This is a genomic window from Paenibacillus xanthanilyticus (genome assembly GCF_042682185.1).
GTDB classification, from domain to species: domain Bacteria; phylum Bacillota; class Bacilli; order Paenibacillales; family Paenibacillaceae; genus Paenibacillus_Z; species Paenibacillus_Z xanthanilyticus.
The window spans coordinates 2236788-2258094 of the sequence record NZ_JBHUHA010000002.1 but is presented as its reverse complement, the minus strand read 5'-3'; the positions used below and the strand labels follow the sequence as shown (position 1 = coordinate 2258094).

Below are 21307 nucleotides of genomic sequence, written 5' to 3'. Positions count from 1 at the left end.
GGCGTCTTGCGTTTGAGGTTTACCGTTCTTGCTGCGGTTGATTATTTGTTGGAGGAGGTGTACAACATGGCAAAGAAAGTCATCAAGTTGGTCAAACTGCAAGTACCAGCAGGTAAAGCGAACCCGGCACCGCCGATCGGTCCTGCGCTTGGTCAAGCAGGCGTTAACATCATGGCGTTCTGTAAAGAATTCAACGCGCGTACAGCTGATCAAGCTGGCCTGATCATTCCGGTCGTTATCACTGTATTCGAGGATCGTTCCTTTACGTTCGAAACGAAAACGCCTCCGGCTGCCGTTCTCCTTCGCGTTGCCGCGAAAATCGAGAAAGGTTCCGGCGAACCAAACAAGAAGAAAGTTGCTACCGTTAAGCGTGCGCAAGTTCGTGAAATCGCGGAGCAAAAAATGCCTGACCTTAACGCAGCTTCCGTTGAATCGGCAATGCGTATGATCGAGGGCACTGCGCGCAGTATGGGCGTTGTCATCGAAGACTAATTCTTCGAAGGCAGTTCATGGGCATGCATAAGGCACGCCAGAGTGCGTTGCCTGCCGCGCGAGCGGCAAGTGGGAGGATCTCCGCAACATGGGAGCTTTTCCGTTAAAACCACATAAGGAGGAGAACTTCAAATGGCTAAACACGGCAAGAAATACAACGAAGCTGCTAAGCTCATCAATGGCGAAGCAACTTATGAAGCAGCAGAAGCGATTGAACTCGTGAAAAAAGCCGCGACTGCAAAGTTCGACGAAACGGTCGAAGTTGCTGTTCGTCTGGGCGTTGATCCGAAGAAACAAGACCAAGCCGTTCGTGGCGTCGTCGTACTTCCACACGGAACTGGTAAAACGAAGCGCGTTCTCGTTTTCGCGAAAGGCGAAAAAGCCAAAGAAGCGGAAGCGGCAGGCGCAGATTATGTTGGCGATGCTGACGTAATCAACAAAATCCAACAAGGCTGGTTCGAATTCGACGTTTGCGTCGCAACTCCGGACATGATGGCTGAAGTTGGTAAACTCGGACGTATTCTCGGTGGTAAAGGTCTCATGCCGAACCCTAAAGCGGGTACAGTAACGTTTGACGTTACGAAGGCTGTTCAAGAGATCAAAGCCGGTAAAATCGAGTACCGTCTCGACCGCGCAGGTCAAATCCACGCTCCAATCGGTAAAGTATCGTTCGACGCAGAGAAGCTTGGCGATAACCTCAAAGCGCTTATCGACGCTCTGAACCGTGCTAAACCGGCTGCGGCTAAAGGGGTTTACCTGAAAAACATTGCAGTATCCTCGACAATGGGACCAAGCGCTCGCGTGAACGCGGCAGCATTCCGTTAAGAGATACCGCTACTCAACATTCGAATATGCATACCGTAGACAGTAGGTGCCTATTGCAGGCTTAATTTCCTACCGAGGTGTTATGATAAAGCGTTTGTATTGGATTTGGATCGCAAGATTCGAATGCAGTGAACAGACCGTCATGGCCTTCGCTACTTGCTAGAAGCGAAGGCCTTTCTCATGCATCGAGGAAGAAGGAATTTGTCGCTACACGGGATGCCTCACAATCTTACAGGAGGTGTACAGTTTGGCAAACGCAAAGATCATCCAAGGCAAACAACAAGCCGTTGATGAGATTACGTCGAAACTGCGCGAGAGCGCTGCTACTGTAGTAGCAGACTACCGCGGTCTGAACGTTGCGCAAGTAACCGAGCTCCGTAAACAGCTGCGCGAAGCAGGCGTTGAGTTTCAAGTCCTGAAAAACTCGCTTGTTCGCCGCGCGACTGCAAATGCAGAGCTGACGCAACTGGATGACGTTCTGACGGGTCCAACAGCTGTCGCGTTTAGTAAAGACGATGCCGTAGCACCGGCAAAAATCTTGAACGACTTCGCGAAAAAGAACGACGCGCTGAAACTGAAAGGTGGCGTAGTAGAAGGAGCTATCTACAACGCAGACCAAATCAAAGCACTGGCAGAACTTCCTTCCCGCGAAGGCTTGCTCTCCATGCTCCTCAGCGTACTCCAAGCGCCTATGCGCAACTTCGCCCTTGCGGTTAAAGCTGTCGCAGAGCAAAAAGAAGCTTAAGCAACGCATGCAATGCCAAGGCAGCAGTGCTGCGGCATAAACCAAAAATAAACCAATCTATGGAGGTTCAACCATGAGCAAAGAGCAAATCCTTGAAGCCATCAAAGGCATGAACGTTCTTGAACTGAACGATCTCGTTAAAGCAATCGAAGAAGAATTCGGCGTTACAGCTGCTGCACCAGTAGCAGTAGTAGCAGGCGGCGCAGCTGCAGTTGAAGAGCAAACTGAGTTCGACGTTATCCTCAACAACGCTGGCGCTTCCAAAATCAACGTTATCAAAGTCGTTCGCGAAATTACAGGTCTCGGCCTGAAAGAAGCGAAAGACCTGGTAGACAACGCTCCTAAAGCGCTGAAAGAAAAAGTAAGCAAAGAAGAAGCAGAAGCTGTTAAAGCGAAACTCGAAGAAGCAGGCGCTTCCGTAGAAGTGAAGTAATAACACGCCAACGCGTACGGTCGAACCCCTTGAAGCGATTGCTTCAGGGGGTTCGCTTTATTGCAACGGTCATGGCTATAAACGTTCGCCATACCGGTTAATTGACAGCGCTGCTACGACGAACGTTTATCGTGTTGAATGACTAAAGGATGTGGAGGGCAGCTCGTGGCAGATCATTATTATGAGAAGGCGCCGACGGCCAAACATGATCGACAAATGCACGAAACCGTTCTGCGCGGACAGAAGTTTCGTTTCATGACGGATGCTGGCGTATTTTCGAAGACGGGGATCGATTACGGGAGCCGCGTCTTGATCGATAACGTTGAAGTGCCGGCGAACGCAGAAGTGCTAGATGTCGGCTGTGGGTATGGACCGATCGGGCTTACGATGGCAAGACTTGTGAATCAAGGGCATGTCACGATGGTCGACATCAACGAGCGCGCAATCGAGCTGGCGTCGGAAAATGCTAAGATTAACGAAATATCGAACGTAACGATTGTTCAAAGCGATGTGTTTGAAGCTGTGCGGGACCGGAAGTTCGATATCATCGTTACCAATCCGCCGATTCGAGCAGGCAAAGCAATCGTGCATCGGATCTTGGAGGAAGGCGCCGAGTTGTTGAAGCCTGGCGGCTCGATGTGGGTCGTAATCCAGAAGAAACAAGGAGCTCCATCGGCGGAAGCAAAGCTGGAGACGGTATTCGGCAATGTCGAAGAAGTGACCAAAGATAAGGGATACCGAATATTAAAAGCGGTTAAGGAATAAAAGTGCTGCTGGTATCAAGTTGACTTGATTTTGTCGATGTGGTATCATTATAAAATGTCAGTATAAAATGGGCTCAATCTCTTTAGTTAACTAAAATGTCAAGCGGAAATTTTGATGAATAGATTTCTTGCTAATGACGTATAATGTTTACATTTTGGGCAAAATTACTTGATAAGAGACTTTCGCGCTTGTGCGGAAGAGGACTGACGGAAGCACGCTCTTTTTTCGAAATTTCGATAAGGGCTTTTCTTTATTGGATCAGAATTTGCATGCTGCACATCGTTTCCGGCAAAGGGTAAAGCTCGCGGCGCGTTGAACTGCGAGGAATTACGCATGCCGGAAATATGTCGCGTTCATTTCTGTGAAGTAGACATGAGGGGTGAGGTTAAGTTGGCAGGACAACTTGTTCAGTATGGTCGGCGCACGCGCAGAAGCTATGCTCGTATCAGCGAAGTGCTCGAAGTTCCGAACCTGATTGAAATCCAACAAAAATCGTACGAAAAGTTTTTGGAGAAGGACTTGCTTGAGCTTTTCCAAGACATTTCGCCGATTCAGGATTTTACAGGCAACCTGATGCTCGAGTTTATCGACTATTCGCTTGGCGAACCAAAATACTCCGTCGATGAATCAAAAGAACGCGACGTTACTTACGCGGCTCCGCTGCGTGTCAAAGTTCGGCTGATTAACAAAGAAACGGGCGAAGTCAAAGAGCAAGAAGTGTTCATGGGCGATTTTCCGCTGATGACCGAAACCGGAACTTTTATCATCAATGGTGCGGAACGGGTTATCGTCAGCCAATTGGTTCGCTCGCCTAGCGTATACTTCAGCACGAAACTGGACAAAAACGGCAAGCGTGCATATGGCGCTACTGTTATTCCTAACCGTGGCGCATGGCTGGAACTCGAGACCGATGCTAAAGACATTATCTATGTTCGTATTGACCGTACGCGCAAAATTCCGGTGACGGTACTGCTTCGTGCGCTTGGTTTCGGTACGGATGCGGAGATTCTGGATCTGCTCGGTCATGACGAATATATCCGCAACACGCTCGACAAAGACAATACCGACTCTACGGAGAAAGCGCTCATCGAGATCTATGAACGTCTCCGTCCGGGTGAACCGCCAACGCTCGATAACGCGAAGAGCTTGCTCGTCGCGCGCTTCTTCGACCCGAAGCGGTACGATCTCGCGAATGTCGGTCGTTATAAAATAAACAAAAAGCTGCACATCAAAAACCGTTTGTTCAACCAACGTTTGGCTGAGACGCTTGTGGATCCGTCCACGGGCGAAATCCTCGCCGAAGCTGGTCAAATGATCGATCGCCGTTTGCTGGATGAAATTCTTCCGTACCTGGAGAACAACGTAGGGTTTAAGACCTATCACGTTGCGAACGGCGTTCTGGATGCGGATAGTATTCCACTGCAAACAATCAACGTATTCTCTCCGGTCGAGGATGGCAAAGTGACGAAAGTCATTGCAAACGGAATGATCGACAAAAGCGTGAAGCATATCACGCCAGCGGACATTATTGCCTCGATCAATTATTTCATTAACCTGCTGCATGGCATCGGCAGCACGGACGATATCGACCACCTTGGTAACCGTCGTCTGCGCTCGGTAGGCGAATTGCTGCAGAACCAATTCCGGATCGGCTTGTCCCGTATGGAACGCGTCGTACGCGAGCGCATGTCCATTCAGGATGCGAATGCAATCACGCCGCAAGCGTTGATCAACATTCGTCCGGTTATCGCATCGATTAAAGAGTTCTTCGGCTCCTCCCAGCTTTCGCAGTTCATGGACCAAACGAACCCGCTCGCAGAACTGACGCACAAACGTCGTCTTTCCGCGCTCGGCCCAGGCGGTCTGACACGCGAACGCGCGGGCATGGAAGTTCGAGACGTCCACCATTCGCACTATGGCCGGATGTGTCCGATCGAGACGCCGGAGGGACCGAACATCGGTTTGATCAACTCCCTGTCGACGTTTGCACGGATCAACGAATACGGCTTTATCGAAGCGCCTTACCGGTGGGTCGATCCGAAGACGAGTATCGTAACCGAACAGATCGCGTATCTGACGGCGGATGAAGAAGATAACTACGTTGTCGCGCAAGCGAATGCGAAGTTGACCGAAGAGGGCAAATTCGCGGAAGATATGGTTATCGTTCGATATAACAAGCAAGCCGATAACATCCTGACCATGCCGAGCGATCGTGTCGACTACATGGACGTATCGCCGAAGCAGGTCGTGTCGGTTGCAACGGCGCTCATTCCGTTCCTCGAGAATGACGACTCCAACCGCGCGCTCATGGGTTCGAACATGCAGCGGCAAGCGGTGCCGCTTCTCATTCCGAAGGCGCCGTTTGTTGGTACGGGTATGGAGCACAAGTCGGCGAAGGACTCAGGCGTATGCGTCGTGGCTAAACATGACGGCGTCATTGAGCGCGTCACGGCGAACGAAATTTGGCTGCGTCGCATGGAGCTCGTCGACGGCAAGCCGGTAACGGGTGATCTTGTCAAGCACAAGCTTCACAAGTTCATGCGTTCCAACCAAGGGACGTGCATCAACCAGCGTCCGATCTGCCAGAAGGGCGAGATCGTCAAGAAAGGCGATATTCTCGCGGATGGTCCTTCCACGGAGAAAGGCGAATTGGCGCTGGGCCGCAACGTCGTCGTTGCCTTCATGACATGGGAAGGCTACAACTACGAGGATGCGATCCTGCTGAGCGAGAAACTCGTGAAGGAAGACGTGTATACGTCCATCCACATCGAGGAGTACGAATCCGAAGCTCGTGATACGAAGCTCGGACCGGAAGAAATTACGCGCGACATTCCGAACGTCGGCGAAGAAGCGCTCCGCAATCTTGACGAGCGCGGCATCATTCGCGTCGGTGCGGAGATCAGCGCAGGAGATATTCTCGTCGGCAAAGTAACGCCGAAAGGCGTAACGGAACTGACGGCGGAAGAGCGTCTTCTCCACGCGATCTTCGGTGAGAAAGCGCGCGAAGTGCGCGACACGAGCTTGCGCGTACCACACGGTACGGACGGTATCGTCGTCGACGTGAAAGTGTTTACCCGTGAGAATGGCGATGAGCTGCCTCCAGGCGTAAATCAACTCGTTCGTTGTTATATCGCCCAGAAGCGTAAAATCTCCGAAGGCGACAAAATGGCCGGACGTCACGGTAACAAGGGTGTCATCGCGCGCATTTTGCCGGAAGAGGATATGCCGTTCCTGCCGGATGGCACGCCAGTTGAAGTCGTGCTTAACCCGCTGGGCGTACCATCTCGGATGAACATCGGTCAGGTGCTCGAGGTTCACTTGGGCATGGCGTGCAAATACCTCGGTTTCCACGCGGCAACGCCGGTTTTCGACGGCGCGCGCGAGTACGACGTATTTGATACGATGGAAGAAGCCGGCATGCAGCGCAATGGCAAAACGGTTCTCTACGATGGACGTACGGGCGAAGAATTCGAACGCGAAGTAACCGTAGGCGTCATGTATATGATCAAACTGGCGCACATGGTCGACGATAAAATCCATGCTCGTTCGACAGGCCCTTACTCGCTCGTTACGCAGCAGCCGCTGGGTGGTAAAGCGCAGTTCGGCGGTCAGCGTTTCGGCGAGATGGAAGTTTGGGCGCTTGAAGCATATGGCGCGGCATACACCCTGCAAGAGATTCTTACCGTCAAATCCGACGACGTCGTCGGCCGGGTGAAGACGTACGAATCGATTGTCAAAGGGGAGAACGTGCCTGAGCCTGGTGTACCGGAGTCGTTCAAAGTTTTGATCAAGGAGCTTCAATCGCTCGGTATGGACGTCAAAATCCTGACCGAAAACGAAGAAGAGATCGAAATGAAAGAGATCGACGACGAGGATGACGGCCAAAGCGACAAGCTGAACCTCAACCTTGAAGGCGCCGAAGTCGGAGCCGAGTAATCAATCGTTTGAACAACGCCGAGCCTCTTGCGGGAGGCGAGAAGATCCGTGATTTGATGCAGATCAGATCACGGATTTTTCCGGCATTACAGTATAACGCCTTTCAATCATCGCTTGTCTGCAACAAGTGAACCATAACGAAGGAGGGTTGCTCCTTGTTGGACGTGAACAACTTCGAGTACATGAAAATCGGATTGGCGTCTCCGGACAAAATCCGTTCCTGGTCCCGCGGTGAAGTCAAGAAGCCCGAGACGATCAACTATAGGACGCTGAAACCAGAGAAGGAAGGCCTGTTTTGCGAGAAAATTTTCGGGCCGACGAAGGACTGGGAGTGTCATTGCGGCAAATACAAACGCGTGCGCTATAAAGGCGTCGTGTGCGATCGCTGCGGCGTCGAGGTTACTCGCGCGAAAGTTCGTCGCGAACGCATGGGCCATATTGAACTGGCAGCGCCGGTTTCGCACATCTGGTATTTCAAAGGCATCCCAAGCCGCATGGGCCTGGCGCTCGACATGTCGCCTCGTTCGCTTGAGGAGATCATCTATTTTGCATCCTATGTGGTGACGGATCCAGGTGATACGCCGCTCGAGAAGAAACAGCTCCTCTCCGAGAAAGAATACCGCAGCTACCGTGAGAAATACGGCTACGGGTTCCAAGCTGGCATGGGTGCGGAAGCCGTCAAGAAGCTTCTTCAAGACATCGACGTTGAACGCGAACTGGAGACGCTCAAAGAAGATCTTCGTACCGCGCAAGGCCAGCGTCGTAACCGTGCGATCAAGCGTCTGGAAGTCATCGAGGCATTCCGCAACTCCGGTAACATGCCGGAATGGATGATTCTCGACGTGCTGCCGGTCATTCCGCCGGAGCTTCGCCCAATGGTGCAGCTGGATGGCGGCCGTTTCGCAACGTCCGACTTGAACGACCTGTACCGCCGCGTCATCAATCGCAACAACCGTTTGAAGCGTCTGCTCGATCTGGGCGCGCCTGACATCATTGTGCAGAACGAGAAGCGGATGCTCCAAGAAGCTGTCGACGCTTTGATCGACAATGGTCGTCGCGGCCGTCCGGTCACAGGTCCGGGTAACCGTCCGCTCAAATCCCTCAGCCACATGCTGAAGGGTAAGCAAGGCCGTTTCCGTCAGAACTTGCTCGGTAAGCGCGTTGACTATTCCGGCCGTTCCGTTATCGTCGTCGGACCAAGCTTGAAGATGTACCAATGCGGTCTTCCGAAAGAAATGGCGCTTGAGCTGTTCAAGCCGTTCGTCATGAAAGAGCTGGTCAACAAAGGGCTGGCGCACAACATCAAGAGCGCTAAGCGCAAGGTTGAACGTGTCAGCGCGGAAGTATGGGACGTTCTTGAAGAAGTCATTAAAGAACACCCAGTTCTACTTAACCGTGCCCCTACGCTTCACCGTCTCGGCATCCAGGCGTTCGAACCGATTCTGGTCGAAGGGCGCGCGATCAAGCTTCACCCGCTCGTCTGTACGGCTTACAACGCCGACTTCGACGGTGACCAGATGGCCGTTCACGTTCCTTTGTCCGCCGAAGCGCAAGCGGAAGCCCGTCTGCTTATGCTCGCCTCCGGCAATATCTTGAACCCGAAAGACGGTAAGCCTGTCGTAACGCCGTCTCAGGATATGGTTCTCGGCAGCTACTATCTGACGATGGACAACAAGGAAGCCAAAGGCAGCGGTTCCGTGTTTGCGACCGTCAACGAGGCGATTTCCGCTTACCAGCGTGGTATCGTATCGCTGCATGCTCGCGTATTCGTACCGGTGCGCGTGCTGAAGAAGCAGACATTTACGGAGCAACAGCAGAGCTCGCTGATCAGCACGACGGTCGGTAAGATCATTTTCAATGAAATTTACCCGGATACCTTCCCGTATATTAACGAAGCGACCAAGTTTAACCTGCTTCACGGTACGCCGGACAAATATTTCGTGTACGAAAAAGGTACCGATCTGCAGAAGTTCATGAACGACCTGCCAATCGCGCCTGCAGTGGGTAAGGACTACCTGGGCAACATCATTGCCGAAGTCTTCCGTATTTACCACACGACGCTTACGGCTGTAACTCTTGACCGGATCAAGCAACTCGGCTTTACGTATTCGACGCGTGCGGGGATTACGATCGCCGTCTCCGACGTTATCGTACCGCCAGAGAAATTCGAGGTTCTCAAAGAATCTGAAGAGAAGGTCAAAGTCGTCACGAACCAGTACCGCCGTGGTCTGATTACGAACGAAGAACGCTACGACCGCGTTATCGGCATCTGGGGTCAAACGAAGGACCGCATTACGGATATCCTCATGAAATCGATGGACCGCTACAACTCCATCATGCTCATGGTTGACTCCAAAGCGCGGGGTAACAAATCGCAGATTACGCAGCTCGGCGGCATGCGGGGCCTCATGGCCAACCCATCCGGTCGGATTATCGAGTTGCCAATCAAATCGAACTTCCGCGAAGGTCTGACGGTCTTGGAGTACTACATCTCCACGCACGGTGCCCGTAAAGGTCTCGCCGATACGGCGCTTCGTACCGCGGACTCGGGTTACTTGACCCGTCGTCTCGTCGACGTCGCGCAGGATGTTATCGTGCGCGAAGACGATTGCGGCACCGACAAAGGCTTCGCGGTTAGCCGCATTCAAGACGGCAAAGAAGTCATTGAGGATCTGTATGACCGTATCGAAGGTCGTTACTCGTTCGAGACGGTTCGTCATCCGCAGACGGGCGAAGTTATCGTTAGCCGCAGCGAATTGATCGATTCCAACAAAGCGGAAGCGATTATCGCCGCAGGTATCGAGCGTCTTCAAATCCGTTCGGTACTCAGCTGCCGCGCGCGTCATGGCGTATGTAAGAAGTGCTACGGCCGCAACTTGGCAACCGGCAAATTCGTCGAGATCGGTGAAGCGGTCGGCATCATCGCGGCGCAATCGATCGGCGAGCCGGGAACCCAGCTCACGATGCGTACATTCCATACCGGCGGCGTTGCCGGCGACGATATCACGCAAGGTTTGCCGCGTATCCAAGAGCTTTTCGAAGCCCGTAACCCGAAAGGTCAAGCGATCATTACCGAGTTTGACGGCGTCGTCAAAGACATCCGTGAAGCGAAGGACCGTCGCGAGATCGAAGTGCAAGGCGAAGCGGAGAGCAAAGTCTATGCGGTCACCTACGGTTCCCGAATTCGCGTCGTCAAAGGTCAGCACCTAGAAGCTGGTGACGAGCTGACGGACGGTTCGATCGATCCGAAAGAAATGCTGCGCATCAAAGGCATCCGCGGCGTGCAGAACTATATCCTTCAAGAGGTTCAGCGCGTTTACCGGAACCAAGGCGTAGAAATCAACGACAAGCACGTCGAAGTCATGATCAAGCAGATGCTTCGCAAAATCCGCATCGTTGATGCGGGCGATACGCCGCTTCTGCCGGGCTCTTTCGTCGACATGCACGAATACGAATCGGCTAACCGTGATGCGATCCTGTCCGGCCAGGAGCCGGCTGTTGCTAAGCCGGTACTGCTCGGTATCACCAAAGCGTCGCTGGAGACCGACTCCTTCTTGTCCGCGGCTTCCTTCCAAGAGACGACTCGCGTACTTACGGACGCGGCGATCAAAGGCAAGGTTGACCAACTTCTCGGCTTGAAAGAGAACGTCATCATCGGTAAACTGATTCCTGCAGGTACGGGCATGAACCGTTATCGCAGTATCCGGTTTGCTGGCATGGAAGACGAGACAGAAGGTTTGGACGACACGCTGGAGACCGAAGCGGTTTCGGTTGAGTCTTAAGCATAGCTGTTTAACTTAAGGGAACTGAATTGACAGGAAGAGCGTGCCGGCCGCACATGAGATCCAGTCCGTCCGGCCGCTCTTTGGCCTGTCATTCGTAACGCTAGCGATTGCAAAACAGGCTTGAAAGAATAATATATCTGAACAAGCTTGACATACGACTGGGCGTAATGCTAATATGTCGTAGTGTGCCATTTTGCATGACCCCTGTAAGAGCAACCAACCGTATAATCGTCGCCTTAGCTGGTATCGAGAGGATTGGAAGGAAGGGACCGCATGCAATATATCATTGGCAGTAAACAGACGACGAAGATGGTCGAGCAGCGCAAGGCTATCGAAGTCTACGTTGCGCAAGACGCGGATCCACGAATGAAGGACAGCATTGTCCGACTTTGCGAAACGGCGGGTGTGCCGATTACCTGGGTCGATACGATGAAAGGTCTCGGGGAAACCTGTGGCATTGAAGTCGGGGCTGCTATGGCGGCTGTAATACCGGAAATCGAATAAAGAACTTTCGTTTTTACTGGGTGAGAGTCTGGTAGAAACTTTCGTTTGCTTCTTTATGAACCGCCTGGGTCTGTGGGCTTAAAATAAAGCCGAAGTTTTTCTTGTTTTAATTATGGGAAGGAGGTGGCAGCATGCCAACAATTAACCAGCTGGTACGCAAAGGCCGTCAAGCGAAAGTAGTGAAATCGAAATCGCCGGCATTGCAAAGAGGATTTAACGCACTGAAACGGGAAGCTACCGACATCAGCGCTCCGCAAAAACGCGGTGTTTGCACACGTGTAGGTACGATGACGCCGAAAAAACCGAACTCCGCATTGCGGAAATACGCTCGTGTTCGTCTGACGAACCGCGTTGAGGTTACGGCTTACATCCCAGGTATCGGACACAACCTGCAAGAACACAGCGTTGTACTGATCCGCGGTGGCCGCGTTAAGGACCTTCCGGGTGTACGTTACCATATCGTTCGCGGTGCGCTCGATACTGCAGGCGTAAACAACCGGAAACAAGCTCGTTCCAAATACGGTACGAAGCGTCCTAAAGTTAAGAAGTAAGATATGACCCCCATGGGGTATCGCAATACCGAACGAAGTGAATAATTGAGAAAGGGGGGCACCCTCATGCCACGCAAAGGTCCAGTACCTAAACGTGACGTTCTGCCGGATCCGCTGTACAATAGCAAACTCGTAACTCGTTTGATCAACCGTATCATGATCGACGGCAAGCGCGGCGTTGCCCAAACGATCCTGTACGATGCGTTCACCCTGATTAACGAGCGCACGGGTAAAGATCCGATGGAAGTATTTGAAACAGCGATCAAAAACATCATGCCAGTTCTGGAAGTTAAAGCCCGCCGTGTCGGCGGTTCGAACTACCAGGTACCGGTTGAAGTAAAACCAGAACGTCGTACTACTCTTGGTCTCCGTTGGCTCGTGAACTACTCGCGTAACCGCGGCGAGAAAACAATGGTAGAGCGTCTGGCAGCTGAAATCATCGATGCATCGAACAACACCGGCGCATCCGTGAAGAAGCGCGAAGACACGCACAAAATGGCGGACGCGAACAGAGCATTCGCTCACTACCGCTGGTAGGATCGAGACAGGATACGCCGCTTAGCGTGAGCGTATCTTGCTTATGATTCGCATAATCGAAAGGAGACGAGATCATGGCAAGAGAGTTCTCCTTGAAAGATACACGTAATATCGGGATCATGGCGCATATCGATGCTGGTAAAACGACTACGACCGAGCGGATCCTGTTCTACACAGGCCGTACCCACAAAATCGGCGAGGTGCACGAAGGTGCAGCGACGATGGACTGGATGGAGCAGGAACAAGAGCGCGGCATCACGATTACGTCTGCCGCGACGACTGCTCAATGGAAGGGTCACCGCATCAATATCATCGACACCCCGGGGCACGTTGACTTCACCGTTGAAGTTGAACGTTCCCTGCGTGTATTGGACGGGGCTGTAGGGGTTTTCAGTGCAAAAGAAGGCGTTGAGCCTCAGTCCGAAACCGTATGGCGTCAAGCGGATCGCTACGGCGTTCCACGGATCGCATACGTCAACAAAATGGACATCATCGGTGCAGACTTCCTGAATGTCGTAAAAGACATGCGCGAGCGTCTGCAAGCGAATGCTGTCGCAATCCAACTGCCTATCGGTGCTGAGAACGAATTCGTAGGCGTAATCGACATCGTTGAACGTGTTGCTTACGTGTACAAAGACGATCTGGGCAAAGACCCGGTTAAAGGCGAAATTCCTGCGGATCTGGCTGACAAAGTCGAAGAACTCCGTTTGGAATTGGTAGAGAAAGTTGCAGAACTGGATGAAGAGCTGATGATGAAATACCTGGAAGGTGAAGAAATCACGATTCCAGAAATCAAAGCTGCACTGCGCAAAGGCGTAGTTGAAGTTAAGATCTTCCCAGTTGTTGCAGGCTCCTCGTACCGCAACAAAGGCGTTCAGCTTATGCTCGACGCGGTTGTAGATTACCTGCCGGCACCAATCGACGTTCCAGATATCAAGGGTACCCTTGAAGATGGCACGGAGACGACGCGCAAATCGGCAGACGATCAACCGTTCTCGGCGCTGGCGTTCAAAATCATGACTGACCCGTTTGTCGGTAAGTTGACGTTCTTCCGCGTGTATTCCGGCGTCTTGAGCTCCGGTTCGTACGTATTGAACTCGACGAAAGGCAAGCGCGAGCGTATCGGTCGTATCCTTCAGATGCACGCGAACAGCCGTCAAGAGATCAGCGATGTTTACTCCGGTGATATCGCAGCTGCCGTAGGCCTGAAAGATACAACGACGGGCGACACGCTTTGCGACGAGAAAAACCCGGTTATCCTTGAGTCCATGAACTTCCCTGAGCCGGTTATCCAGCTCGCGGTAGAGCCTAAGACGAAAGCTGACCAGGACAAAATGGGTATCGCGCTGCAAAAACTGTCTGAAGAGGATCCGACATTCCGTGCGCACACGGACGAAGAGACTGGCCAGACGATCATTGCAGGCATGGGCGAGCTCCACTTGGAAATCCTCGTTGACCGCATGCTTCGCGAATTCAAAGTCGAAACAAACGTCGGTAAACCGCAAGTTGCTTACCGTGAGACGTTTAAACAGGCTGCGAAAGTCGAAGGTAAGTTCGTTCGCCAATCCGGCGGCCGTGGCCAGTTTGGTCACTGTTGGGTTGAGTTCGAGCCACTCGAGGCTGGCGAAGGCTTCAAATTCGAGAACAAAGTCGTTGGTGGTTCGATTCCACGTGAATACATTGCTCCAATCCAAGCTGGTATTGAAGAGTCGATGAAGAACGGCGTCCTTGCAGGATTCCCGCTCGTTGACATCAAAGCAACGGTATTCGACGGTTCCTACCATGACGTTGACTCCTCGGAGATGGCGTTCAAAATCGCAGGTTCGATGGCGCTTAAAGCAGCAAAGGACAAATGTGCTCCTGTACTGCTTGAGCCAATCATGAAAGTTGAAGTTAGCGTTCCAGAAGAGTATATGGGCGACGTAATGGGTATGCTTAGCTCCCGTCGTGGCCGCATCGAAGGCTCGGATACAAAGCATGGTTCGTTGATCGTTCGTGCTAAGGTACCTCTTGCCGAGATGTTCGGTTACTCGACGACGCTTCGTTCCGGTACGCAAGGCCGTGGCGTATTCTCCATGGAGCTTTCGCACTATGAAGAAGTACCACGTTCGATCTCCGAAGAGATCATCAGCAAGTCCAAAGGCAACGCGTAAGCGTAGCGACTTAGACTAGCCGTATCATAAGTTGTCCTTTGGTCGGAAGGTGGACTGACCTTAACCGGCAGCCGACTCCGACCGCTAAACATATAAAACAATTCCGTTTTATTAAGGAGGAAACAGTTCAATGGCTAAGGCTAAATTTGAACGTAATAAACCGCACGTTAACATCGGTACTATCGGTCACGTCGACCATGGTAAAACAACTCTGACTGCTGCCATCACGACGGTTCTTTCCAAGAAATACGGCGGTGCAGCAATCGCATTCGACCAAATCGACAAAGCGCCAGAAGAGCGCGAGCGCGGTATCACGATCTCCACAGCACACGTTGAGTACGAGACGCCTAACCGTCACTATGCTCACGTTGACTGCCCAGGCCACGCCGACTATGTTAAAAACATGATCACCGGCGCAGCACAAATGGACGGCGCGATCCTCGTTGTATCCGCAGCTGACGGTCCAATGCCACAAACGCGCGAGCACATCCTGCTCTCCCGCCAAGTAGGCGTACCTTACATCGTCGTATTCCTGAACAAATGCGACATGGTTGAAGACGAAGAGCTCCTCGAGCTGGTTGAGATGGAAGTTCGCGACCTTCTTAACGAGTATGAGTTCCCAGGCGACGACACGCCAATCATCCGTGGTGCAGCTCGTGAAGCGCTGCAAAACCCAGATGGTCCTTGGGCTGACAAAATCGTTGAACTGTTCGAGCAAGTTGACACGTACATCCCAACTCCAGAGCGTGACGTTGACAAGCCTTTCCTTATGCCTGTCGAGGACGTATTCACGATCACTGGCCGTGGTACGGTAGCAACTGGCCGCGTTGAGCGTGGTGTGGTTAAAGTCGGCGACGAGGTAGAAATCGTTGGTCTGGCTGAAGAAACTCGTAAATCCGTATGTACGGGCGTTGAGATGTTCCGTAAACTGCTTGACTCCGCTCAAGCTGGCGACAACATCGGCGCACTGCTTCGTGGCGTTGACCGTAAAGACATCGAGCGTGGTCAAGTTTTGGCTAAGCCAAACTCCGTTAAACCACACACGAACTTCACGGCTCAAATCTACGTTCTGACAAAAGAAGAGGGTGGCCGTCACAAGCCTTTCTTCACAGGCTACCGTCCACAGTTCTACTTCCGTACAACTGACGTTACGGGCATCATCAACCTGCCAGAAGGCACAGAGATGGTTATGCCAGGCGACAACATCACAGTAACGGTAGAAATGATCTCGCCAATCGCGATCGAAGAAGGTACTCGCTTCGCAATCCGCGAAGGCGGCCGTACTGTAGGCGCTGGCGCAGTAGCAACGATCCAAAAATAAGCAATAGCAGCTTAGGCTGCTATTGAGGAGGCCCTCACTTCGGTGAGGGTCTTTTTATGTGGAAAACAAAGGAAGGGACGTTTAGCTAGCGCAGTTGAGGTCAACAATGGTATGATGGTTAAATGTGAGTTTCTTCTATGAGAATAGAAGGAGAACTTACCCCTTTTTAAGGACAGCAAAGGACGACAAACCATCATAGCCCGTAAAGGTCAGAAAATACACGGCAGCCCAACATTTTTGTTGCATTTGCCCTAGAGATTAGATATAATATTTTCTGTTGGTCTGTGACGTTGCGATGATGTGAGAGGTTGTTGACACACCCGGCTCCTTTGCCATGAGGAGCGTGTCGAGTTTTTCTCACGGAGTATGTCCGATACTAAATTGGGCGATAGAAGGAGGGAACTACAATGGCAAAGCAAAAGATTCGTATTCGCTTGAAAGCATACGATCACAGAATTCTTGATCAATCCGCAGAGAAAATTGTGGAAACTGCGAAACGTTCCGGTGCAGGCGTGTCGGGTCCGATTCCGCTTCCGACTGAGAAGCAAATCATCACCATTCTGCGTGCGGTACACAAGTACAAGGATTCTCGGGAACAATTCGAAATGCGCACACACAAGCGTCTGATCGATATTGTTAACCCAACGCCGCAAACGGTTGATGCACTGATGCGTCTCGATCTGCCATCCGGTGTAGATATCGAAATTAAGCTGTAAAGCATAACGGAAACAGGATAAGAAAAGAGGTGTCAACATGAAAGGTATCTTAGGGAAAAAACTCGGCATGACGCAAGTGTTTACGCCTGAAGGCAACGTAATCCCGGTAACGGTAATCGAAGCTGGCCCGAACGTCGTCCTGCAAAAGAAAGACCAAGAGAACGATGGCTACGAAGCGATCCAACTCGGCTTCTCCGATAAGAAAGAGAAGAATGCAACAAAACCGGCTATCGGCCATGCGAAAAAGGCTGGTACGGCTCCTAAGCGCTACGTTCGCGAAATTCGCGGAATTAATCTCGGTGAGTATGAAGTTGGCCAAGTGATCAAGGCTGACCTGTTCGCAGAGGGCGAATTTGTTGACGTAACGGCAGTATCCAAAGGTAAAGGCTTCCAAGGTAACATCAAACGTTGGGGTCAAAGCCGCGGTCCTATGGCGCACGGCTCGCGTTACCACCGTGGTCCGGGTTCGATGGGTTCGATTCAAGCGAACCGCGTTCCTAAAGGCAAACATCTTCCAGGCCACATGGGTCACGAAACAGTTACAATTCAGAACCTGCAAGTTGTACGCGTTGACGCTGAGCGTAACGTACTGCTCGTAAAAGGTTCCGTACCAGGCGCGAAAAACAGCTTGGTTAAAGTGAAAATCACGGTGAAGAAATAATCGTTCTGAAGAAAGGAGGAACTAGCAATGCCAACAGTAGAAGTATTGAATGTGAGCGGCTCTAAGGTGGGCGAGCTCGAGCTGGCAGAAGGCGTATTCGGAATTCAACCGAACGTACACGTTCTGCACAGCGCGGTTCTGCTTCAGCAAGCTGCTGAACGTCAAGGGACACATAAGACGAAAGGGCGCTCCGAAGTTCGTGGCGGCGGCCGTAAACCTTGGAAACAAAAAGGTACGGGTCGTGCACGTCAAGGTAGCATTCGTTCGCCGCAATGGGTTGGCGGCGGTACTGTATTTGGCCCGGTGCCACGTACTTACGGCTTCAAGCTTCCTAAGAAAGTTCGCCGTCTGGCGATTAAATCCGCTCTCTCTTCCAAAGTGATTGCGAACGACATCATCGTTTTGGATCAACTTACGCTGGCTTCGCCGAAGACGAAAGAATTCGCAGCCATCCTGAACAACCTGAAAGTTGCACGCAAGGCGCTTGTTGTAACGGCTAACTACGAAGATAACGTAGCATTGTCCGCACGCAACATCCCGGGTGTTAAGTTTGTAGCAGCTGACGGCATTAATGTTCTGGACGTACTGGTTCACGATAAGCTCATCATCACTAAAGAGGCTGTAGCGAAAGTACAGGAGGTGCTTGCGTAATGAAGGATCCACGCGATATTATCAAGCGCCCGATTATTACGGAGCAAACAAGCGACTTTATGGCGAATAAGCGTTACGTCTTCGAAGTGGATATCCGTGCGAACAAAACGGAAATCAAAGAAGCCGTTCAACAAATCTTCAAAGTAAAAGTCTCGAGCGTTAACACGCTGCGTATGCCGGCTAAACCGAAGCGTTATGGCCGCCACAGCGGATATACATCCGAATGGAAAAAAGCGATCGTTCAACTGTCCGCGGACAGCAACGAGCTTGAGTTTTTTGAATCGGTATAAGGAATTAGGCGGAGCGCGTTAGCGCATCGGCCGCCTGGTCCCTTAAGACAACGGTAAGGAGGGAATCGAAGTGCCAGTTAAGAAGTATAAACCGACTTCCCCGGCCCGCCGTGCAATGTCCGTCTCGACGTTCGAAGAGATCACGACAAGCACACCGGAGAAATCGCTTCTTGCGCCGCTTTTCAAAAAAGCAGGTCGCAATAACCAAGGCAAAATTACGGTTCGCCATCATGGTGGCGGCCACAAACGTAAATATCGGATTATCGACTTCAAACGTAACAAGGACGGTATCGTAGGTAACGTCGCGACGATCGAATACGATCCGAACCGTACGTCCAACATCGCGCTGATCCACTATGTGGATGGCGAGAAGCGCTACATCATCGCTCCTAAAGGTTTGAAAGTTGGCGATCAAATCGTATCCGGCGTAGGCGCTGACATCAAAATCGGCAACACGCTCCCACTGGAAAACATTCCGGTTGGTACGGTAATCCACAACATCGAACTGAAACCTGGCAAAGGTGGTCAGCTGGTACGCGCAGCGGGTACGGAAGCTCAGCTTCTTGGTAAAGAATCCGAGTACGTATCGATCCGTCTTTCCTCCGGCGAAGTTCGTCGCATTCTGAAGAAGTGCCGCGCAACAATCGGTTCTGTTGGCAACGAAGATCACGAGCTCGTGAAAATCGGTAAAGCCGGCCGTTCCCGTTGGTTGGGCAAACGTCCTGAAGTTCGCGGCGTCGTCATGAACCCGAACGATCACCCACACGGTGGTGGTGAAGGCCGTGCTCCTATCGGACGCAAATCGCCTATGTCGCCTTGGGGCAAACCGACTCTCGGCTACAAAACGCGCAAGAAGAAAAAAGCATCGAGCCAATACATTATTCGTCGTCGCACGAAGTAATCATTGCTTTGAAGCTGCCGCGTGACGCAGGTTACGCAATCGTCTCTTGAAGGGAGGACAAACCATGGGTCGCAGTTTGAAGAAAGGTCCGTTTATCGACGGCTACCTGCTCAAAAAAGTTGAGGTTCTCAACGAAACAAACAAGAAAGTTGTTGTGAAGACTTGGTCCCGTCGTTCGACGATTTTCCCGCAATTCATCGGACACACGTTCGCGGTTTATGATGGCCGTAAACACGTGCCGGTTTATGTGACGGAAGATATGGTTGGCCACAAACTCGGTGAGTTCGCGCCAACGCGTTCGTACAAAGGCCACGGCAACGACGACAAGAAAACGGGCCGTCGTTAATCGGCAGCCCTCTACTTAAGTTTTGATGAACGAGAGGAGGTCCTACCATGTCACAAGCTAAAGCGCATGCTAACAACGTTCGCATTGCACCGCGCAAAGCCCAACTCGTTGTTGACTTGATTCGCGGCAAGAAAGTAGGCGAAGCGATCGCAATTCTGCGTCACACGCCGAAAGCTGCTTCCCCAATCGTTGAGAAGCTGCTGAACTCCGCAATCGCTAACGCTGAGCACAACCACCAGCTGGACGCGAACAAATTGGTTGTCGAGCAAGTGTTCGTTAACCAAGGTCCTACGATGAAACGTTTCCGTCCGCGCGCTATGGGTCGTGCTAGCCGGATCAACAAAAGAACTAGCCACATTACACTAGTGGTATCCGAAAAATAAGGAGGGAAAACGTGTGGGTCAAAAGGTAAATCCCGTCGGTCTTCGTATCGGTGTTATCCGTGACTGGGAATCCAAATGGTACGCAGGCAAGGACTTCGGCGATCTGCTCATGGAAGACGTAAAAATCCGTGAGTACCTGAAGAACAAACTGAAAGACGCAGCTGTATCCCGCTTTGAAATCGAGCGTGCAGCTAACCGCGTTAACGTAACGATTCATACTGCGAAACCGGGTATGGTAATCGGTAAAGGCGGTTCCGAGGTTGAAAATCTTCGTACGGAACTTGCTAAAATCTCCAAAGGCAAAAAGATTCACATCAACATTTCCGAGATCAAACATCCGGAACTCGATGCGATTCTCGTAGCTGAAAGCATTGCACAACAACTTGAGCGTCGTATTTCGTTCCGTCGCGCGATGAAACAATCGATTCAACGGACAATTCGCTCGGGTGCAAAAGGGATCAAAACATCGGTCAGCGGTCGTCTGGGCGGTGCGGAGATCGCACGTACGGAAGGTTACAGCGAAGGTACAGTACCGCTTCATACGCTGCGCGCAGATATCGACTACGGCACAGCAGAAGCGCATACGACTTACGGCCGCATTGGCGTAAAAGTATGGATCTATCGCGGTGAAATCCTTCCGTCGAAGAAGAAAGCAGCAGCTCCCCAGGAAGGAGGCAACTAAACCATGTTGGTACCAAAACGCGTCAAACACCGTAAACAACAACGCGGTAACATGAGAGGTCGCGCTAAAGGCGGCACTGAAGTAGCCTTCGGCGAATACGGCCTGCAAGCTATGGAACCAGGCTGGATCACGAACCGTCAAATCGAATCCGCTCGTATCGCGATGACACGTTACATCCGTCGTGGCGGTAAAGTTTGGATCAAAATCTTCCCACACAAACCAATCACTCAAAAGCCTCTCGAAGTGCGGATGGGTAGCGGTAAAGGTAACGTGGAGAAGTGGGTTTCCGTCGTAAAACCAGGCAAGATCATGTTCGAACTTGCTGGCGTTTCCGAGGAAATCGCACGTGAAGCAATGCGTCTTGCTGCTCACAAACTGCCGGTAAAAACGAAGTTCGTGAAACGCGAAGAAGTGGGTGGTGAAGCAAATGAAAGCTAGTGAATTTCGCAACCTGACCTCTGCTGAGATCGAACAAAAAGTCGCTGGTTTTAAAGAAGAGCTCTTCAACCTTCGTTTTCAATTGGCCACCGGTCAACTGGACAACCCGCAGCGCATCAGCGCCGTACGTAAGGAAATTGCTCGTGCTAAAACCGTTCTGCGTGAAAGAGAACTTGGAATCACCAGCTAAGG

The 21307-nt window shown here is 51.7% G+C and carries 22 protein-coding genes and 1 other annotated feature; all 22 genes read left to right on the top strand.

Annotated elements, in window-relative coordinates:
* Positions 1-66 precede the first annotated feature (66 nt).
* On the top strand, positions 67-492 hold the full coding sequence (gene rplK / locus ACFSKT_RS27530; RefSeq protein WP_377499883.1) for a 50S ribosomal protein L11: 426 nt from the start codon (positions 67-69) through the stop codon (positions 490-492).
* A gap of 132 nt (positions 493-624) precedes the next feature.
* Positions 625-1317 carry a 50S ribosomal protein L1 gene (gene rplA, locus ACFSKT_RS27525; RefSeq protein ID WP_377716892.1) on the top strand — a complete coding sequence of 231 codons (693 nt, stop codon included), beginning with the start codon at positions 625-627 and terminating at the stop codon, positions 1315-1317.
* Between the two features lie 15 nt (positions 1318-1332).
* Positions 1333-1505, top strand: a sequence feature (ribosomal protein L10 leader region).
* A 59-nt stretch (positions 1506-1564) separates the two neighbouring features.
* Complete coding sequence (gene rplJ, locus ACFSKT_RS27520) at positions 1565-2062, top strand: 50S ribosomal protein L10 (RefSeq protein ID WP_377716894.1); 498 nt, start codon at positions 1565-1567, stop codon at positions 2060-2062.
* A gap of 73 nt (positions 2063-2135) precedes the next feature.
* Positions 2136-2495 (top strand): 50S ribosomal protein L7/L12, encoded by a 360-nt coding sequence (gene rplL / locus ACFSKT_RS27515; RefSeq protein ID WP_148933615.1) that lies wholly within the window; start codon positions 2136-2138, stop codon positions 2493-2495.
* 165 nt (positions 2496-2660) lie between these two features.
* Positions 2661-3260 (top strand): class I SAM-dependent methyltransferase, encoded by a 600-nt coding sequence (locus ACFSKT_RS27510; RefSeq protein ID WP_377716895.1) that lies wholly within the window; start codon positions 2661-2663, stop codon positions 3258-3260.
* Between the two features lie 372 nt (positions 3261-3632).
* Positions 3633-7196, top strand: a complete 3564-nt coding sequence (rpoB, locus tag ACFSKT_RS27505; protein ID WP_377716896.1) for a DNA-directed RNA polymerase subunit beta — start codon at positions 3633-3635, stop codon at positions 7194-7196.
* Between the two features lie 182 nt (positions 7197-7378).
* Positions 7379-10978, top strand: coding sequence for a DNA-directed RNA polymerase subunit beta' (rpoC, locus tag ACFSKT_RS27500; RefSeq protein WP_417629475.1), 3600 nt, complete (start codon positions 7379-7381; stop codon positions 10976-10978).
* 276 nt (positions 10979-11254) lie between these two features.
* Positions 11255-11485 (top strand): ribosomal L7Ae/L30e/S12e/Gadd45 family protein, encoded by a 231-nt coding sequence (locus tag ACFSKT_RS27495; protein ID WP_377716898.1) that lies wholly within the window; start codon positions 11255-11257, stop codon positions 11483-11485.
* Positions 11486-11616: 131 nt separating this feature from the next.
* On the top strand, positions 11617-12036 hold the full coding sequence (gene rpsL, locus ACFSKT_RS27490; protein ID WP_377499869.1) for a 30S ribosomal protein S12: 420 nt from the start codon (positions 11617-11619) through the stop codon (positions 12034-12036).
* 66 nt (positions 12037-12102) lie between these two features.
* Positions 12103-12573 carry a 30S ribosomal protein S7 gene (rpsG, locus tag ACFSKT_RS27485; protein WP_377716899.1) on the top strand — a complete coding sequence of 157 codons (471 nt, stop codon included), beginning with the start codon at positions 12103-12105 and terminating at the stop codon, positions 12571-12573.
* A 74-nt stretch (positions 12574-12647) separates the two neighbouring features.
* Positions 12648-14726 carry an elongation factor G gene (fusA, locus tag ACFSKT_RS27480; protein ID WP_377716901.1) on the top strand — a complete coding sequence of 693 codons (2079 nt, stop codon included), beginning with the start codon at positions 12648-12650 and terminating at the stop codon, positions 14724-14726.
* 130 nt (positions 14727-14856) lie between these two features.
* Positions 14857-16047, top strand: a complete 1191-nt coding sequence (tuf, locus tag ACFSKT_RS27475) for an elongation factor Tu (RefSeq protein WP_183604331.1) — start codon at positions 14857-14859, stop codon at positions 16045-16047.
* Positions 16048-16454: 407 nt separating this feature from the next.
* On the top strand, positions 16455-16763 hold the full coding sequence (gene rpsJ, locus ACFSKT_RS27470) for a 30S ribosomal protein S10 (RefSeq protein ID WP_005544556.1): 309 nt from the start codon (positions 16455-16457) through the stop codon (positions 16761-16763).
* 37 nt (positions 16764-16800) lie between these two features.
* On the top strand, positions 16801-17424 hold the full coding sequence (gene rplC / locus ACFSKT_RS27465) for a 50S ribosomal protein L3 (RefSeq protein ID WP_377716904.1): 624 nt from the start codon (positions 16801-16803) through the stop codon (positions 17422-17424).
* A gap of 27 nt (positions 17425-17451) precedes the next feature.
* Positions 17452-18075 carry a 50S ribosomal protein L4 gene (gene rplD, locus ACFSKT_RS27460; RefSeq protein ID WP_377716906.1) on the top strand — a complete coding sequence of 208 codons (624 nt, stop codon included), beginning with the start codon at positions 17452-17454 and terminating at the stop codon, positions 18073-18075.
* On the top strand, positions 18075-18365 hold the full coding sequence (gene rplW, locus ACFSKT_RS27455) for a 50S ribosomal protein L23 (RefSeq protein WP_148933625.1): 291 nt from the start codon (positions 18075-18077) through the stop codon (positions 18363-18365). The genes rplD and rplW overlap by 1 nt, the downstream gene beginning before the upstream one ends.
* Before the next feature lie 70 nt (positions 18366-18435).
* A complete protein-coding gene (gene rplB / locus ACFSKT_RS27450; protein WP_148933626.1) occupies positions 18436-19266 on the top strand; it encodes a 50S ribosomal protein L2 in 831 nt (276 codons plus the stop codon).
* 64 nt (positions 19267-19330) lie between these two features.
* Complete coding sequence (gene rpsS, locus ACFSKT_RS27445; protein ID WP_148933627.1) at positions 19331-19612, top strand: 30S ribosomal protein S19; 282 nt, start codon at positions 19331-19333, stop codon at positions 19610-19612.
* A gap of 47 nt (positions 19613-19659) precedes the next feature.
* Positions 19660-19995, top strand: a complete 336-nt coding sequence (rplV, locus tag ACFSKT_RS27440; protein ID WP_377499857.1) for a 50S ribosomal protein L22 — start codon at positions 19660-19662, stop codon at positions 19993-19995.
* 13 nt (positions 19996-20008) lie between these two features.
* Positions 20009-20677, top strand: coding sequence for a 30S ribosomal protein S3 (rpsC, locus tag ACFSKT_RS27435; protein ID WP_148933629.1), 669 nt, complete (start codon positions 20009-20011; stop codon positions 20675-20677).
* A gap of 3 nt (positions 20678-20680) precedes the next feature.
* Positions 20681-21115, top strand: a complete 435-nt coding sequence (gene rplP / locus ACFSKT_RS27430) for a 50S ribosomal protein L16 (RefSeq protein ID WP_148933630.1) — start codon at positions 20681-20683, stop codon at positions 21113-21115.
* On the top strand, positions 21105-21305 hold the full coding sequence (gene rpmC, locus ACFSKT_RS27425) for a 50S ribosomal protein L29 (protein ID WP_148933631.1): 201 nt from the start codon (positions 21105-21107) through the stop codon (positions 21303-21305). Before rplP ends, rpmC begins: the two co-directional genes overlap by 11 nt.
* Positions 21306-21307 lie beyond the last annotated feature (2 nt).

Excerpts from the sequence above, each read along its gene's own strand:
- rplK (WP_377499883.1), top strand. The coding sequence starts at position 67 with ATGGCAAAGAAAGTCATCAAGTTGGTCAAACTGCAAGTACCAGCAGGT.
- rplA (WP_377716892.1), top strand. The coding sequence starts at position 625 with ATGGCTAAACACGGCAAGAAATACAACGAAGCTGCTAAGCTCATCAAT.
- rplL (WP_148933615.1), top strand. The coding sequence starts at position 2,136 with ATGAGCAAAGAGCAAATCCTTGAAGCCATCAAAGGCATGAACGTTCTT.
- rpoB (WP_377716896.1), top strand. The coding sequence starts at position 3,633 with ATGAGGGGTGAGGTTAAGTTGGCAGGACAACTTGTTCAGTATGGTCGG.
- rpoC (WP_417629475.1), top strand. The coding sequence starts at position 7,379 with ATGAAAATCGGATTGGCGTCTCCGGACAAAATCCGTTCCTGGTCCCGC.
- ACFSKT_RS27495 (WP_377716898.1), top strand. The coding sequence starts at position 11,255 with ATGCAATATATCATTGGCAGTAAACAGACGACGAAGATGGTCGAGCAG.
- rpsL (WP_377499869.1), top strand. The coding sequence starts at position 11,617 with ATGCCAACAATTAACCAGCTGGTACGCAAAGGCCGTCAAGCGAAAGTA.
- rpsG (WP_377716899.1), top strand. The coding sequence starts at position 12,103 with ATGCCACGCAAAGGTCCAGTACCTAAACGTGACGTTCTGCCGGATCCG.
- fusA (WP_377716901.1), top strand. The coding sequence starts at position 12,648 with ATGGCAAGAGAGTTCTCCTTGAAAGATACACGTAATATCGGGATCATG.
- tuf (WP_183604331.1), top strand. The coding sequence starts at position 14,857 with ATGGCTAAGGCTAAATTTGAACGTAATAAACCGCACGTTAACATCGGT.
- rpsJ (WP_005544556.1), top strand. The coding sequence starts at position 16,455 with ATGGCAAAGCAAAAGATTCGTATTCGCTTGAAAGCATACGATCACAGA.
- rplC (WP_377716904.1), top strand. The coding sequence starts at position 16,801 with ATGAAAGGTATCTTAGGGAAAAAACTCGGCATGACGCAAGTGTTTACG.
- rplD (WP_377716906.1), top strand. The coding sequence starts at position 17,452 with ATGCCAACAGTAGAAGTATTGAATGTGAGCGGCTCTAAGGTGGGCGAG.
- rplW (WP_148933625.1), top strand. The coding sequence starts at position 18,075 with ATGAAGGATCCACGCGATATTATCAAGCGCCCGATTATTACGGAGCAA.
- rpsS (WP_148933627.1), top strand. The coding sequence starts at position 19,331 with ATGGGTCGCAGTTTGAAGAAAGGTCCGTTTATCGACGGCTACCTGCTC.
- rplV (WP_377499857.1), top strand. The coding sequence starts at position 19,660 with ATGTCACAAGCTAAAGCGCATGCTAACAACGTTCGCATTGCACCGCGC.
- rplP (WP_148933630.1), top strand. The coding sequence starts at position 20,681 with ATGTTGGTACCAAAACGCGTCAAACACCGTAAACAACAACGCGGTAAC.
- rpmC (WP_148933631.1), top strand. The coding sequence starts at position 21,105 with ATGAAAGCTAGTGAATTTCGCAACCTGACCTCTGCTGAGATCGAACAA.